Genomic DNA, 15,657 nt, shown 5'->3' with positions numbered 1-15,657 from the left:
AGTCAAGGCCAGCGCAGAACCCTGTGGGAGTGAGCTTGCTCGCGATGACGGACTGACAACCAGAAATAATGTCGACTGATCTACCGCTATCGCGAGCAAGCTCGCTCCCACAGAAAGGCTAGATTGCTTCCAGTTTGGCATACCCCAGCATCAGCCACTTGCTGCCTTCGCTGAAGTTCACCTGCACCCGGGCCTGAGCCCCGGCGCCTTCGAAGTTGAGGATCACACCGTCACCGAAGATCGAGTGGCGCACAGTCTGGCCCAGGCTGAAGCCGGTCTGCGGAATTTCGCTGCCGCTGAACAGGTTGCTGCCACTCATCGACTGGTTGCCACCGAACGGACGGCTGACGCTGTTGGACAGCCGCACCTCCTGAATCAGGCCTTTCGGAACTTCGCGTACGAAGCGCGACACCTTGTTGTAGGTCTCGCTGCCATAAAGGCGCCGGGTTTCGGCGAAGGTCATCACCAGGTTCTGCATGGCCCGGGTGATGCCTACGTAGGCCAGACGACGCTCTTCCTCCAGGCGACCGGGTTCTTCCAGGCTCATCTTGTGCGGGAACAGGCCTTCTTCCATGCCCACCAGGAACACGTAAGGGAACTCCAGGCCTTTGGCGCTGTGCAGGGTCATCAGTTGAATGCTGTCTTCGTGCTCGTCGGCCTGGGTATCACCGGCTTCCAGCGACGCATGACCAAGGAATGCTGCCAATGGCGTCAGGTCTTCGTCTTCTTCGCTGTTTTCGAAGTTGCGCGCGGCGCTGACCAGTTCCTCAAGGTTTTCTACCCGGGCCTGGCCTTTCTCGCCTTTTTCCGCTTCGTGATAGGCGATCAGCCCCGACTGCTCGATGACGGTCTGGGTCATCAGGTGCAGCGGCATTTCCATGCACTTGGCAGCGAGGTTCTCGATCAGCTCGATAAACGCGCCGAGGGCACCGGCTGCACGACCGGTCAGGCCTTTGTTGGCCACCAGTTGGCGCATCGCTTCCCACATCGACACATCGCTGTGGCGCGCATGGTCGCGGATCGCTTCGACGGTTTTCTCGCCGATGCCACGGGCCGGTACGTTGATGACCCGTTCCAGCGCAGCATCGTTACCGCGGCCTTCGAGCAAGCGCATGTAGGCCATGGCGTTCTTGATTTCGGCGCGTTCGAAGAAGCGCTGACCGCCATAGATGCGGTAGGGAATGCGCTCGCGCAGCAAGGCTTCTTCCAGAACCCGCGACTGGGCGTTGGAGCGGTACAGAATCGCGATATCGCTTCGAGACAAGCCGGTTTTCAGCGCGCTTTCGATGGTTTCGACAACGTAGCGTGCTTCGTCGTGCTCGTTGAAGGCGGCGTACAGGTTGATCGCTTCGCCGTCGCCGCCGTCAGTCCACAGCTCTTTGCCCAGGCGCCCGGTGTTGTTGGCGATCAAGGCGTTGGCAGCCTTCAGGATGCCGGCGGTGGAGCGATAATTCTGCTCCAGGCGAATGGTTTCGGCGTCCGGGAAGTCTTCGGAATACTGGTAGATGTTCTCGATTTTGGCGCCGCGCCAGCCGTAGATCGACTGGTCGTCGTCGCCCACCACCATCAGGCTGTCGCCACCCTTGGCCAGCAGGCGCAACCAGGCGTATTGCACGGCGTTGGTGTCCTGGAACTCGTCTACCAGAATGTGCCGGAAGCGCTTTTGATAGTGAGCGAGCAGGCCTGGGTGATCGCGCCACAGATCGAGTGCGCGCAGCAGCAATTCGGAGAAGTCGATGACACCGGCACGCAGGCAGGCGGCCTCGTAGGCCTCATAGATACCGCGCATGGTTGCCAGGAACAGGTCGCCGCTGGCTTGAATGTGTTGCGGGCGCAGGCCTTCGTCTTTCTGGCCGTTGATGAACCATTGGGCCTGACGGGCCGGCCAGCGCTGTTCGTCCAGGCCGAGCTCGCGGATCACCCGCTTGACCAACCGCTGCTGGTCATCGCTGTCGAGAATCTGGAAGGTCTGGCTTAAGCCCGCTTCCTGCCAGTGTGCCCGCAGAAGGCGGTGCGCCAGGCCGTGGAAGGTGCCAACCCACATGCCGGCCGGGTTGATGCCCATCAACTGCTCGATGCGCTGGCGCATCTCGGCAGCGGCCTTGTTGGTGAAGGTCACCGACAGGATGGAGTGGGGCGAGGCGTTTTCGACCTGGATCAACCAGGCGATACGGTGCACCAGCACTCGGGTTTTACCGGAACCAGCACCGGCCAGGACCAACTGACGACCCACGGGGGCCGCTACGGCCTGGCGTTGGGCATCGTTGAGGGAGTTCAGCAGAAGGGAGAGATCATCGCGCATCGGGGCATTCTAGGGGGCCGCGACACACCGGGCAAACCCCGCTTCGCTTTAACCGATGAAAGTTATGCGAAGGACGACCGGTCAGTCATCGGCTGCAGGCATTGGCGGGGCGTGCCTTCAGCATTTTCAGTGGCATCGGCGTCCGAAAAATTTGGCGATTTATTGATCAGCAGCAGTTTGGTCCGGGCAATTGCTTGTGTATGCTCCGAGCAGTTTCGGGCACATGCTCATCATTATAAGAACAAGAACATCGCCTATGACCCTCAGCTTCGACCTGTCGGGCCCCACTGTGGAGCCCCGGGTGATCCGTAAACAGTACGCCATGGAAATGGCGGTCGAACGCACGCGCCTGTTGTATCAAGGCTCGCTGCTGCCCACGTTGTTCATGCTGATCAATGGCCTGGTCTGTGCCGGTTTGCTCTGGAGCCCGCAGCGCTATTTCCTGGTCAGTGTCTGGCTGGTGTGGTTGTTGTCATTGGTGGCATTGCGGGTGATTCAGGTCGCAGCCTTTGATTCGGCCATTCCCAACCGTCAGGCCCATCCCATCTGGCGGCGGATGTTTTTGCTGGGCTCCGGCCTCACCGGTCTGACCCTGGCCGGTGCCGGCATCGCTCTGGTTCCCGCCGATAACTTCATTCAGCAAGCCTGGGTCTTCGGCCTCATCGGTGCCGCAGCGCTCTCGGCCAGCGTGGCTTATGCGGTCAGCTTGCCGGCCTTCCTGTCATTCACCTTGCCCTGCCTGTTGCCGGCCATCGCCTATATGTTTTGGGGAGCTGACGAACAGCAGCAAGGTTGGGGCTGGTTCGGGCTGATCCTGCTCGGTGCGTTGAGCGTGGTTGCCTGGCAAGTCAATCGATTGATCGATCGGGGCTTGATGCGACGCTTTCAGAACCAGGCACTGATCGAGCATCTGCAGCAGGCGCAAAGCTGCAGTGATCAGCTCAATCAGAAGCTGGCCAAGGAGATAGAACAGCGCCGACGTGCCGAGGACGAATTGCGAGAGATCCAGGTCGACCTGGAAAACCGGGTCGCTCAGCGCAGCCTGGAACTGGACGCCGCCAATCAGGCACTGAGCAAGAGTGAGGCGCGCCTGGCGCTGGCATTGAAGGCCAGCGAGTTGGGGTTGTGGGACTGGAATCTGCAAACCGACGAAGTCCATCACACACAAATTCAGGAATTGTTCGGCCTGGAGCCGGAACAGGTCACGGCGATATTGCGTCACCTCAAGCCGCGCCTTCACCCCGAGGATCTTCCTGCGCTGAAAAGGGCGCTGGTCGAGCATTTGAAGGGCCGCACCGAGGACTATCAAATCGAGTATCGCGTGCGGCATGGCGACGGCCACTGGGTCTGGATCGAGGACCGCGGGCGGGCAGTCGAGCGTGCCGACAACGGCCGGGTGATTCGCATGGTCGGCACTCGCCGCGATATCAGCGCCAGCAAAAGTCTGGAAGAGCAGCGGCAATTGGCGGCGACCGTGTTCGAGGCGGCCAGCGAAGGGATCGTGATTTTCGATCCTAACTACGTCCTGATCGCGATCAATCAAGCCTTCAGTCGGGTGACCGGTTATGACATCGACGACATGATCGGACGCAATGTCGTTGAGTTGCCATGCAGTCGCGATGCGCGTAGGCATTACGCCGCGATACATCAGGCGCTGGAGCAGCAAGGCAGCTGGCAGGGCGAATTGGTGGAAACCCGCAAGAACGGCGAGATGTATCCGCAATGGCTGCAACTGAATGCCGTGCGCGATGCCCGGGGAAATGTGAGCCATATTGTGGGCTTTTTCGCTGATCTCTCGGCTCGTCGAGAATCCGAACAGCGTATGCGCTATCTGACCCATTACGACGAACTTACCGGTCTGGCCAACCGCGCAATGTTTCGCGAACGACTCAACGAGGCTCATCAACGAGTGCGGCAGGGCGGTTATCGCAGCCTGGCGTTGCTGCACATCAATCTCGATCGGTTCAAGCAACTCAACGACAGCCTGGGGCATGAAGTCGCCGATCAGTTATTGCAGAAAATGGCCCGGCGACTGGTGAATGCATTGCCTGAAGCAGACACCATCGCGCGCCTTTCCGGTGATGAGTTTGCCGTGCTGTTCAATTCCTACGGCAACCTTTCGAGCCTGGCGAGAGTGGCGACTCGTCTGGCGAACAAGTTGCGTTTGCCGGTGACCATTGACGGGCATGAGCTGGTGCTCAGCGCGTCGATGGGCATCAGCTTGTTGCCGGACAGCGCGCGGGAAATATCGGCACTGGTCAGTCAGTCGAACATGGCAATGCAGCACGCCAAACACCTGGGTGGCGATAATTTCCAGTTTTACACCGACAGCTTGCAAGCCAGCACGTTGGAGCGTTTACAGCTGGAAAACCACTTGCGCAAAGCCATCGAAGACAAACAACTGAAGGTGTTTTACCAACCGAAACTGTGCCTGGCCACTGGCAGGTTGAATGCCGCCGAAGCCTTGGTGCGTTGGGATCATCCGACCATGGGCCGCGTGCCGCCGGGGGATTTCATTGGCCTGGCTGAAGAAACCGGATTGATCGGCCCGATCGGTGAGTTCGTGCTGCGTCAGGCCTGCTGGCAAGCCTGTGAGTGGCAACGGCAGGGACTCGAAGCAATTCGGGTGTCGGTCAATCTGTCGGTGCATCAATTGCGCCAAGGCAAGCTGGTCAGTCTGGTGCGGCAGGTGCTGGAAGAAACCGGGCTGGCGCCGCAACTGCTGGAGCTGGAACTCACCGAAAGCCAGTTGCTGGACAGCGTCGAACACATCATCGCAACCTTCCAGCAGTTGCGTGATCTCGGGGTGAAACTGGCCATTGACGATTTTGGCACTGGTTACTCATCCCTGAGCTATCTCAAGCGGATCCCGGTGGATTACGTGAAGATTGATCAGGCATTTATCCGTGGCTTGGGTGAGGGCAGCGAAGACGCGGCGATTACCCGGGCAATCATTGCCATGGCCCACGGCCTGAAGCTTAAGGTCGTGGCGGAAGGAGTGGAGCGCGGAGAACAGCTTGAGTTCCTGAAAGCCGAGCGCTGCGATGAGGTACAAGGCTATTTGATCAGCCGTCCGGTTGAGGCTGAGACGTTGGCAGGTTTGCTGCACGCGCAAGCCGCAAGCTGACGAGGATACGTAAGTAGCTTTTGTCCTTTAAAACGTGCACCCGGCACACCTGGACAGGCGCCATGAGTGCTACATGAAGCGCGGGCACCTGAAATCGAGGGATTCGGTAACGCATTGAGCAGGCAAAAAGCCGATTCATGTAGTATAACTACAAGCGTGCTACATCCCCGGCACCTGCCAATAACAAAGAGTCCAGCCCTTTGAATCTGCTGCAACACATCGCCCAGTCTCGCCACCTGTTACGCAAGTCGGAGCTCAAGGTCGCCGACCATGTGCTGCTTGATCCTGCGGCCGTGATGCACAGCTCCATGGCCGACCTGGCCCACAGCGTGGGCATCAGTGAGCCGACCATCGTGCGCTTTTGCCGTGCCATCGGTTGTTCCGGCTTTCAGGACCTGAAGCTGAAGCTGGCCCAGAGCCTGGCAGCAGGTGCGAGTTTCGGCCAGTTTGCGATCCATGAGGATGATTCGGTCGCTGACTACAGCCTGAAAATCTTCGACACCACCCTGCATACGCTGATGGAGGTTCGCGAGAAACTCGATCCGCTGGAATTGCAGCGGGCGGTGACGCTGATGTCCCAGGCCCAGCGTGTCGAGTTCTATGGCTTTGGTGCCTCGGGTGCGGTCGCGGCGGACGCCCAGCACAAGTTCTTCCGCTTGCTACTCACCGCTGCGGCGTATTCCGACCCGCACATGCAGGCGATGTCGGCCGTGACGCTCAAGCCAACCGACGTGGCGATCTGCATTTCCCAGTCCGGGCGTTCCAAGGACCTGCTGATCACTGCCAACCTGGTGCGTGAAAGCGGTGCCTCGTTGATCACCCTGTGCCCGAGCCAGACGCCGTTGGCCGAACTGTCCACGGTCAATCTGGCGATCGATGTGCATGAAGACACTGAAATCTATACGCCGCTGACTTCGCGTATTGCCCACCTGGTGGTGATCGACGTGCTGGCGATGGGCGTGGCCATGGCGCGTGGCCCGAGCCTGGTCAACCACCTCAAGAGCGTCAAGCGCAGCCTGCGCAGCTTGCGGTTGTCGCCCAAGTCGGTGAAAGCGCTGGACGATTGATCTGGAGATCAACACGGACTCTGTGGCGAGGGGGCTTGCCCCCGTTCGAGTGCGCAGCAGTCGCAAGATACTCGGGGCCGCTGCGCGGCCCAACGGGGGCAAGCCCCCTCGCCACAGGTACAGCAGGCGCCCAACAATGTTTCATCAGTTTGTAACCCCCAAGCCGCCAAACCGTCATCCCCCGCGCCTATCTTGAAACTCCCGTACTCGCCTTGGGAGACTCGAAATGGCCATGCCCTACGAAGAACGCAACAGCGCTGTCAAAACCCGTCGTCAGCAAGAAGATCAGCGCCGCATGGAATTCCGTCGCGCCATCGAAGATCGCTGCGAACGCCGTCAGCTTCTGGCCGAAATTGGCGATTTTCCGGAGTTGGAACTCAACTTCTGGCAGGCAACTCCCTCGACTTCCCGTCGAAACGCTCAACCAGCGCGCTGATTTGAATCCGTTCACTACGGATAAACGCCAGGAAGGCGTGAGCCACCGGTGACAGGCGTTTCGCCTTGGCCTGCACCAGGCACCAACTGCGAAACAGTGGCAGCTCTTCGACCGGTAGCTCGATCAGCCCACCGGTTGCCAGTTCAAGGTTCAGGGCGTGGCGCGTCAACAGCGCAACGCCCAGGCCTGCCAGTACACATTCTCGCTGGGCTTCGGCAGACGAGACTTCCTGAGTCTGGTTGAAGTGCACGCGTTTCTCTTTGAAGTATTCTTCGCACGCCAGCCGCGTCCCGGAGCCTGGCTCACGCAGCAGCAGTGTGTAGGGTTCGAGATCCTGCAAGCGCAGCGGCCCCATATGACACAGCGGGTGATCCGGTGGCGCCACGGCGACGATCGGGTTGTTCAGGAACGGCAGGAATTCCAGGCCCATGTCCTGAGGCACCATGGACATGATCACCAGGTCGTCGCGGTTGTCCGACAAACGCCGAATGACCTGGCCGCGATTGACCACCGTCAGTTGCAGGTTCACCTCCGGGTGCTGGCGTTTGAAGGCGGCAAACAAGTGCGGCACGAAATATTTTGCGCTGGATTCCACCGCCAGTTTCAGCTGCCCCTGCAACGAACCCTGCATGTCCGACAGCTGCATGTCGAGGTTTTCCAGGCGTCCGAAAATATCCCGGCTGGCCCGCTGTAACGCTTCAGCCGCTTCGGTCATGTAGAGTTTTTTGCCGACGTAATCGAACAAAGGCTGGCCAATCAGCTCCTCAAGTTGACGAATCTGCAGGCTGACGGCAGGTTGTGTGAGCGACATTTCCTCGGCCGCGCGACTGTACGACCGCAAATCACAGACCTCGTTGAAGATCTGCAATTGTCGTAAAGTCATACGCATCAATGACTTACGCATTTTTTGATCACTCTCGTCGCTGGCTGGTGAATCAACTATAAGTCTTTACTTATGCGTGACCCAATAATTATTCATTTTTGTTAATCCCTTGTGAGCGCTAGTGTGGACCTGCGACCAAATTGAAACATTTGGTCACGCGTCGACCTGGTCTAGCAGGTCGTGGGTACCACCGGCTCAAGGGAATTTCCAAGTGATAACAAAGATCCTGATCGCCAACCGTGGTGAGATTGCCGTACGAATCGTACGTGCCTGTGCCGAAATGGGCATTCGCTCGGTCGCGATCTACTCCGATGCCGACCGTCATGCCTTGCACGTCAAGCGAGCGGACGAGGCCCACAGCATTGGTGCCGAGCCACTGGCCGGTTACCTGAACCCGCGCAAGCTGGTGAACCTGGCTGTGGAAACCGGTTGCGATGCACTGCACCCAGGCTATGGCTTCCTTTCGGAAAACGCCGAGCTGGCGGAGATCTGCGCCGAACGCGGGATCAAGTTCATTGGCCCGTCGGCTGAAGTGATTCGCCGCATGGGCGACAAGACCGAAGCCCGTCGCAGCATGATCAAGGCCGGTGTACCGGTGACCCCGGGCACTGAAGGCAACGTGTCGGGCATCGAAGAAGCCCTGACCGAAGGCGATCGCATCGGTTACCCGGTGATGCTCAAGGCCACTTCCGGTGGTGGCGGTCGCGGCATTCGTCGCTGCAACAGCCGTGAAGAACTCGAACAGGCTTTCCCGCGGGTCATTTCCGAAGCCACCAAGGCTTTTGGTTCGGCGGAAGTGTTCCTGGAAAAATGTATCGTCAATCCGAAGCACATTGAAGCGCAAATTCTTGGCGACAGCTTCGGCAACGTGGTGCACCTGTTCGAACGTGACTGCTCGATCCAGCGCCGCAACCAGAAGCTGATCGAAATCGCCCCAAGCCCACAGCTGACCCCGGAACAGCGCGCCTATATCGGCGATCTGTCGGTGCGCGCAGCCAAGGCCGTGGGATACGAGAACGCCGGCACCGTGGAGTTCCTGCTCGCCGAGGGCGAGGTGTACTTCATGGAGATGAATACCCGGGTGCAGGTGGAACACACCATCACCGAAGAAATCACCGGCATCGACATTGTCCGCGAGCAGATTCGCATTGCCTCCGGCCTGCCGCTTTCGGTGAAACAGGAAGACATCCAGCACCGCGGCTTCGCCCTGCAATTCCGGATCAACGCCGAAGACCCGAAGAACAACTTCCTGCCGAGCTTCGGCAAGATCACCCGTTACTACGCTCCCGGCGGCCCCGGCGTGCGAACCGACACGGCGATCTACACCGGCTACACCATTCCACCGTTCTACGACTCCATGTGCCTGAAACTGGTGGTGTGGGCGCTGACCTGGGAAGAGGCGATGGACCGTGGCTTGCGCGCCTTGGATGACATGCGTCTGCAAGGGGTCAAGACCACCGCCGCGTACTACCAGGAAATCCTGCGTAACCCGGAATTCCGTAGCGGTCAGTTCAACACCAGCTTCGTTGAAAGCCACCCTGAACTGACCAACTACTCGATCAAGCGCAAACCCGAAGAGCTGGCCCTGGCCATCGCCGCCGCCATCGCCGCCCACGCAGGCCTGTGAGGAATAGAACAATGAGCAAACAAATCCACGTTACCGACACTATCCTGCGCGACGCCCACCAATCGCTGCTCGCCACCCGCATGCGCACCGAAGACATGCTGCCGATCTGCGACAAGCTCGACAAAGTCGGCTACTGGTCGCTGGAGTGCTGGGGCGGCGCGACGTTCGACGCCTGCGTACGTTTCCTGAAAGAAGATCCGTGGGAGCGTCTGCGCCAGCTGCGCGCCGCGCTGCCTAACACCCGCCTGCAAATGTTGTTGCGCGGCCAGAACCTGCTGGGCTACCGCCACTACAGCGACGACGTGGTCAAAGCCTTCGTGGCCAAGGCAGCGGTCAACGGTATCGACGTGTTCCGCATCTTCGACGCCATGAACGACGTGCGTAACCTGCGCGTGGCCATCGAAGCGGTGAAAGCCGCCGGCAAACACGCCCAGGGCACCATCGCCTACACCACCAGCCCGGTGCACACCATCGAGGCGTTCGTGAACCAGGCCAAGCAAATGGAAGCCATGGGTTGCGACTCGGTGGCGATCAAGGACATGGCTGGCCTGCTGACCCCGTACGCCACCGGCGAACTGGTCAAGGCTCTGAAAGCCGAGCAATCGTTGCCAGTGTTCATTCACTCCCACGACACTGCTGGCCTGGCCGCGATGTGCCAGATGAAGGCCATCGAAAACGGCGCCGATCACATCGACACCGCGATCTCCAGCTTCGCCTGGGGCACCAGCCACCCGGGTACCGAGTCGATGGTCGCCGCCCTTAAAGGCAGCGAGTTCGACACCGGCCTGAACCTGGAACTGCTGCAAGAGATCGGTCTGTACTTCTACGCAGTGCGCAAGAAGTACCACCAGTTCGAAAGCGAGTTCACCGCCGTCGACACCCGTGTTCAAGTCAACCAGGTACCGGGCGGGATGATTTCCAACCTGGCCAACCAGTTGAAAGAGCAGGGTGCGCTCAACCGCATGAGCGAAGTGCTGGCCGAAATCCCGCGCGTTCGTGAAGACCTCGGCTTCCCGCCGCTGGTGACCCCGACTTCGCAGATCGTCGGTACCCAGGCGTTCTTCAACGTGCTGGCCGGCGAGCGCTACAAGACCATCACCAACGAAGTGAAGCTGTACCTGCAAGGCGGCTACGGCAAGGCGCCGGGCACCGTGAACGAACAACTGCGTCGCCAGGCCATCGGCAGCGAAGAAGTGATCGACGTTCGCCCGGCCGACCTGCTCAAGCCGGAAATGGCCAAGCTGCGTGCCGATATCGGTGCCTTGGCCAAGTCTGAAGAAGACGTGCTGACCTACGCCATGTTCCCGGACATCGGTCGCAAGTTCCTCGAGGAACGCGCCGCTGGCACCCTCACGCCAGAGGTTCTGCTGCCGATTCCTGAAGCGGGTGGCGTGGCCTCTGCCGGTGGCGAAGGTGTGCCGACCGAGTTCGTCATCGACGTGCACGGTGAAACCTACCGCGTCGACATCACCGGTGTTGGCGTCAAGGCCGAAGGCAAGCGTCACTTCTACCTGTCCATCGACGGCATGCCGGAAGAAGTGGTGTTCGAGCCGCTCAACGAATTTGTCGGCGGCGGCAGCAGCAAGCGCAAGCAAGCCACTGCACCGGGTCACGTCAGCACCACCATGCCGGGCAACATCGTCGACGTGCTGGTCAAGGAGGGCGACACCGTCAAGGCAGGCCAGGCCGTGTTGATCACCGAAGCGATGAAGATGGAAACAGAAGTCCAGGCAGCCATCGCCGGTAAAGTCACCGCCATTCACGTGGCCAAGGGCGACCGGGTAAACCCGGGCGAGATCCTGATCGAGATCGAAGGCTGAGTTAACAGCCTCGATACAACGCTTTATACCTCGGGGGGGCATGTGCTCCCCTTTTTTTATGCCTGCAAATCCGTGCCTGAAACCCTGTGGGAGCGAGCTTGCTCGCGATAGCGGAGCATCAGTCTCAACAATTGCTGAATGTGATGCCGCCATCGCGAGCAAGCTCGCTCCCACAGGTGCTGTGTCCCATCAGTGAAGCGGGTGTTAATTGATCAAGAGCTCGCTCGCGATGGCGTAATTCCAGGCGCTGACGATTACCCGCGACACTCCACCAACGACTTCACCTGCCCCGAACCGGTCTGGTTCTCATCGCTCAGCCACTTTTCAAACCCCGCACCAATTGCCGGCCACTCCGAATCCAGGATCGAATACCACGCCGTATCCCGGTTCTGCCCCTTGACCACCATGTGCTGACGGAACACCCCTTCAAAACTGAAACCCAGTCGCTCAGCCGCGTATTTGGAGCGAGCGTTGCCGTTGTTGCATTTCCATTCCAGGCGACGGTAACCCAGGGCAAAGGATTCCTTGGCCAGAAGGTAAACCGCCTCGGTGCTTTTCGGCGAACGCTGCATCGGGGCGCCGAAGGTGACGTGGCCGATTTCGATGCGGCCCTGGGCCGGGACGATGGACATCAGGCTGAGAATGCCCTGGACCTCGCCGCTGACGCGGTCGATCACGCTGAAGAAATACGGATCGCTGCTGGTCGCGTGGTTGTTCAGCCAGTCGTTGAAGACGCTGCGCTCCGGGAAGGGGCCGTAAGGCAGGTAGTCCCACAATTTCGGGTCAGCGCCCGGGCCTTGCAGGGCCTTGAACAGGTCGTCGCCGTGGCGCGCCGGGTCGAGTCTTTCCAGGCGGATGTAACGCCCTTCGATCAGTTGAGTCGTGGGGGGCGGGACGCCTTTCCAGTCGGCGAGTGAAATCGACATGCTGTTCTCCTTGAACCTATATGGCTTTGCGAAACTGGATGAAACCGGGGCGTTCGGCGATGCGCTCGTAGAGCTGGATCGCGGTGGCATTGGTTTCGTGGGTCAGCCAGTGGACCTTGTTGCAACCGTCGGCCTTGGCTGTGGTGTAGACGAACTCGATCAACTGGCGGCCGACGCCGGTACCACGGGTTTGCGGGACCACCAACAAGTCTTGCAGGTAGCAGGAGTTTTCGATGGCCCAGTTCGAACGATGGTAGATGAAGTGCACCATCCCCACCGCTTTGTCATCGGCCCAGGCGAGGGCGGCGTGGGTCGGTTCGCTCGGGTCGAGCATGCGCTGCCAGGTGCTTTGAGTGACGGTATCCGCAAGTTCAGTGTTGTAGAAGCGCAGGTAGGCGTGCCACAGCGGCAACCATGCCGCGTGATCACCGGCGGTGACTTGGCGAATGTCGATCTGACTCATGGTGATTTCCTTAGCGCATCAATTGGGCGAGGGTTTGGTCGTTGACGTCGGGGCTGGCGGCCAGGCCTTTGCGCACGCCGGCGATGTCGGCGGGGCTGCGGTTCTGGCTGAGCTTGCGCTTGCCTTCCAGACGGTCGATGGGAATGGCGAAACCGACGATGGCTTTGAGCATGCCGTCGATGTAATCGGCGGGGGCATCGGCCACTGACCACGGTTGGGCGCGGCCAGCTTCATGACGATCGGTGAGGGTGCTGACGATGTCGAGCAGCCGCCCGCCATCACTGAAGGTTTCGGCTCGGCCATAGGCGTGTACGGCGACATAGTTCCAGGTTGGCACGACTTTGCCGTGTTCGGCCTTGCTCGGGTAGAAGCCAGGGCTGACGTAGGCGTCGGCACCGGCAAAAATCAGCAGGGCTTCGGCGCCGTCGCGCAGGTCTTTCCACTGTGGATTGGCTTTGGCCAGATGCCCGTACAACGTGCCGTTCGAGCCTTGCTCGCAATGCAGCAGCACCGGTACATGGCTGGCTTGCAGGCCGCTTTCACCGTGGGTCACCAATATGGCGAGACGGGTGGCGAGGATCAGTTCATGCAGTTGGGACAACTCGTCGATGGCAAAAGCACGTGGCGTGTACATGGAGATATTTTCCTTGGCGAATGTCTGCATCCTAGGCAGGCTATTGGTCTGTTGTAAGAGCCATTAATGACCAATTTCATAGGTCCATTGTGATGACTAGCGAACCACTGTCCCTGACCTTCAACCCGGCAGGTATCGAACTTGATCGTCGCCAGGGGCTGAGTCGTCAGCTCTACCAGGCATTGCGCACGCGTGTGTTGGACGGGCGACTGGCCAGCGGTACGCGTCTGCCTGCCAGTCGTGATCTGGCAGCCGCGCTGGCGATTTCCCGTAACAGCGTGGTGCGCGCTTATGATCAGTTGTACGCCGAAGGGTTTATCGAAGGGCGGGTAGGCGATGGGACTTATGTCGCGCAACTGCCCCAGGCAACCGTGCCGGCAAAAAAACTATCCACAAAAGTATCCACAGGGTTTTCAACAGGGTTACCCACAACCTTATCCACAAATTGGCTCGATTTACCTGTGGATTCATCCAGCAAAGTTATCCACAGTGGTGCATTGACTCGCGTCGAAAAGAACCATTTACCCATGCCGCCCAGTGGTCCGCCCAAGGCTTTTCGGGTTGGTGTTCCGGCGTTCGATCTGTTTCCGTTCGAGGTCTGGGCCAAGCTGAATGCGGCTTTCTGGCGTAAACCGGATTTCCAGCAGCTGTGCTACGGCGACCCTGCAGGTGATGCGCGCTTGCGGGGGATGATCGCGGCGTATCTACGCAGCTCGCGGGGCATGCAGTGCACGGCTGAACAAATTGTGATCACCAGTGGTGCGCAGCAGGGAATCAGCCTTTGTGCACAGCTACTGGTGGAGCCGGGCGATGGGGTGGCGATCGAAAATCCGGGCTACCGTGCGGCGGGTCATGCCTTCGCCGTGGCCGGGGCGCGCTTGCACGGGGTAGCGGTGGATAGCGAGGGCATCGACTGCGGTGAGCTGGCGGGGCTCAGTGATTGCCGCCTGACCTATGTCACGCCGTCACATCAATACCCGACTGGCGTGGTGATGAGCCTCGCTCGCCGTCTGGAGTTGCTGGCCTGGGCCGAGCGCACCCAAGGCTGGATCGTCGAGGATGATTACGATGGCGAGTACCGCTACAGCGGTGCGCCATTGGCGCCTTTGGCGGCACTCGATCGTCACGGGCGAGTGTTGTATGTCGGCACGTTCGGCAAGGTCGCCTTTCCGGCGTTGCGTCTCGGTTATCTGGTGCTGCCAATGGGGCTGGTGGACGCGTTTTCCCAGCGTCGTGCCGTGGATGTGCGCCACTCCGAGGTCAGCACGCAGGCAGTCATGGCCGAGTTCATGGCGGCCGGACACTTCCAGCGGCATATCCGCCGCATGCGCCGTGCGGCACTGAGTCGGCGCAATACGCTGCTCAGTGGTTGGCCGCTGGATATCCCCGGCGTTGGCTCGTTGCCCACAGTCGCTGCCGGGCTGCACATGACCGTGTCAGTCGAAAGCGTGGCGCGCGAACAGGAACTGATCGAATTGGCGCGCAGTGTCGATGTCGAGATCAACGGTTTGAGCAGCTATTGGCTGCCGGAATCCACCACGCCCTTCGATCAACGCGCCGGGTTGGTACTGGGCTTTGCGGCGGTGCCCGAAAAGTCGGTCGAGGCGGCGCTGGAGCGATTGCGAGAGGCGTGGCGCGCTCGATGAAGCGGGCGGACCAGCAGTCCGCCCGCAGTCGTTCATCAGGGTTGAGTTTCGAGTTTGAGGAACAGATTCGGGTCGCTGATACGCCGCAGCACGTAGTCGATTGGCGCCAGAGTCGTGAGTACCTGGCGGCGTTCGGTCGTGAACTGCTGCAGATGCGCTTCGGCGATTTTCAGGTGCGCCGCCGTGAACTGCTCCATCGGCGCATCAAGCGAATCGTAGTGAAAGTGCGCAAGCCGCAGAGGCTGATCCTTGTTGGTGGTGTCTAGCACCTGGTACTCCTGGAAATAATCCCTGCGTTTTTTGGTCTTGATTCGTCCCTGTTCGTTGCGGACGATACGGAGCTGGTCGTTGTCCAGCAGCCACTGCAAGTACGCCTGTCGGGGCTGTCGATCCTTGAGCAGGCTGGCGCGAATACCGATGCCTTGAGCGCGTAGCTGGACGGCGGCACCATTGAGCTCCGAGCTCGGACCAGCGCCTGGGTCAGCGACTCGAACTGTGTGGGCATGGCCACGAGCGTGCCGTCGCGGACCCGCCATTGAGGCGTGCCGATCATGGTTTGGTCGGGGGCCGATCTCGCGCTCGGGTTGCAGCACCTTCAGCGCTTGGCGCAGTAACAGCGCGGCGACGCTATCGACAGTGGGACCCCTGTTGGTCTGGTAACTCACTTGGCTCTTTTTTAGCAAGCCGGGGGTTTGGGTATTCTCTGGGTGGTCTGTCATCGTCATT

Annotated in this window: 12 protein-coding genes; 6 read left to right on the top strand and 6 right to left on the bottom strand. The window is 59.9% G+C overall.

Annotated elements, in window-relative coordinates; all coding sequences use genetic code 11:
* Positions 1-118 precede the first annotated feature (118 nt).
* Positions 119-2,302 carry a DNA helicase II gene (gene uvrD, locus J4D25_RS25135; protein WP_057712700.1) on the bottom strand — a complete coding sequence of 728 codons (2,184 nt, stop codon included), beginning with the start codon at positions 2,300-2,302 and terminating at the stop codon, positions 119-121.
* A 256-nt stretch (positions 2,303-2,558) separates the two neighbouring features.
* Here uvrD and J4D25_RS25130 point away from each other — a divergent pair, with 256 nt between their 5' ends.
* The 3 genes from J4D25_RS25130 (at position 2,559) to J4D25_RS25120 (ending at position 6,932) form a co-directional block, all read left to right on the top strand.
* Positions 2,559-5,429: an EAL domain-containing protein gene (locus tag J4D25_RS25130; protein ID WP_057712701.1), complete on the top strand. Its 2,871-nt coding sequence runs from the start codon at positions 2,559-2,561 to the stop codon at positions 5,427-5,429.
* A gap of 200 nt (positions 5,430-5,629) precedes the next feature.
* Positions 5,630-6,496 carry a transcriptional regulator HexR gene (gene hexR, locus J4D25_RS25125; protein WP_007954250.1) on the top strand — a complete coding sequence of 289 codons (867 nt, stop codon included), beginning with the start codon at positions 5,630-5,632 and terminating at the stop codon, positions 6,494-6,496.
* 226 nt (positions 6,497-6,722) lie between these two features.
* A complete protein-coding gene (locus tag J4D25_RS25120) occupies positions 6,723-6,932 on the top strand; it encodes a PA3496 family putative envelope integrity protein (protein WP_008018316.1) in 210 nt (69 codons plus the stop codon).
* Here the strand turns inward: J4D25_RS25120 and J4D25_RS25115 are convergent.
* Entirely contained in the window at positions 6,874-7,836 is a 963-nt protein-coding gene (locus J4D25_RS25115; protein WP_008018315.1) for a LysR family transcriptional regulator, read from the bottom strand. The two genes, J4D25_RS25120 and J4D25_RS25115, sit on opposite strands and share 59 nt — an antisense overlap.
* Before the next feature lie 190 nt (positions 7,837-8,026).
* Between J4D25_RS25115 and J4D25_RS25110 the strand changes: the two genes are divergently transcribed.
* The gene (locus tag J4D25_RS25110; protein ID WP_007971702.1) at positions 8,027-9,442 is read left to right on the top strand and encodes an acetyl-CoA carboxylase biotin carboxylase subunit; all 1,416 of its coding nucleotides are present in this window, start codon (positions 8,027-8,029) and stop codon (positions 9,440-9,442) included.
* Positions 9,443-9,453: 11 nt separating this feature from the next.
* A complete protein-coding gene (gene oadA, locus J4D25_RS25105) occupies positions 9,454-11,262 on the top strand; it encodes a sodium-extruding oxaloacetate decarboxylase subunit alpha (protein ID WP_057712702.1) in 1,809 nt (602 codons plus the stop codon).
* A 254-nt stretch (positions 11,263-11,516) separates the two neighbouring features.
* On the opposite strand, the gene J4D25_RS25100 is transcribed toward oadA, so the two are convergent.
* Genes J4D25_RS25100 through J4D25_RS25090 form a run of 3 tightly spaced genes read right to left on the bottom strand, consistent with a single transcriptional unit; the run spans position 11,517 to position 13,285 of the window.
* Positions 11,517-12,188, bottom strand: a complete 672-nt coding sequence (locus tag J4D25_RS25100) for a GNAT family N-acetyltransferase (RefSeq protein ID WP_057712703.1) — start codon at positions 12,186-12,188, stop codon at positions 11,517-11,519.
* 16 nt (positions 12,189-12,204) lie between these two features.
* Entirely contained in the window at positions 12,205-12,651 is a 447-nt protein-coding gene (locus tag J4D25_RS25095; RefSeq protein ID WP_057712704.1) for a GNAT family N-acetyltransferase, read from the bottom strand.
* Positions 12,652-12,661: 10 nt separating this feature from the next.
* Complete coding sequence (locus J4D25_RS25090) at positions 12,662-13,285, bottom strand: FMN-binding negative transcriptional regulator (protein ID WP_057712705.1); 624 nt, start codon at positions 13,283-13,285, stop codon at positions 12,662-12,664.
* A gap of 92 nt (positions 13,286-13,377) precedes the next feature.
* Between J4D25_RS25090 and J4D25_RS25085 the strand changes: the two genes are divergently transcribed.
* Complete coding sequence (locus J4D25_RS25085) at positions 13,378-14,931, top strand: PLP-dependent aminotransferase family protein (RefSeq protein WP_057712706.1); 1,554 nt, start codon at positions 13,378-13,380, stop codon at positions 14,929-14,931.
* A gap of 35 nt (positions 14,932-14,966) precedes the next feature.
* Here the strand turns inward: J4D25_RS25085 and J4D25_RS25080 are convergent, their stop codons facing one another.
* The gene (locus J4D25_RS25080) at positions 14,967-15,650 is read right to left on the bottom strand and encodes a hypothetical protein (protein ID WP_057712707.1); all 684 of its coding nucleotides are present in this window, start codon (positions 15,648-15,650) and stop codon (positions 14,967-14,969) included.
* Positions 15,651-15,657 lie beyond the last annotated feature (7 nt).

The organism is Pseudomonas sp. GW456-L13 (assembly GCF_017350115.1).
GTDB lineage: Bacteria > Pseudomonadota > Gammaproteobacteria > Pseudomonadales > Pseudomonadaceae > Aquipseudomonas > Aquipseudomonas jessenii.
The sequence above is the reverse complement of the archived record's forward strand: the minus strand, read 5'-3'. Positions and strand labels throughout refer to the sequence as shown.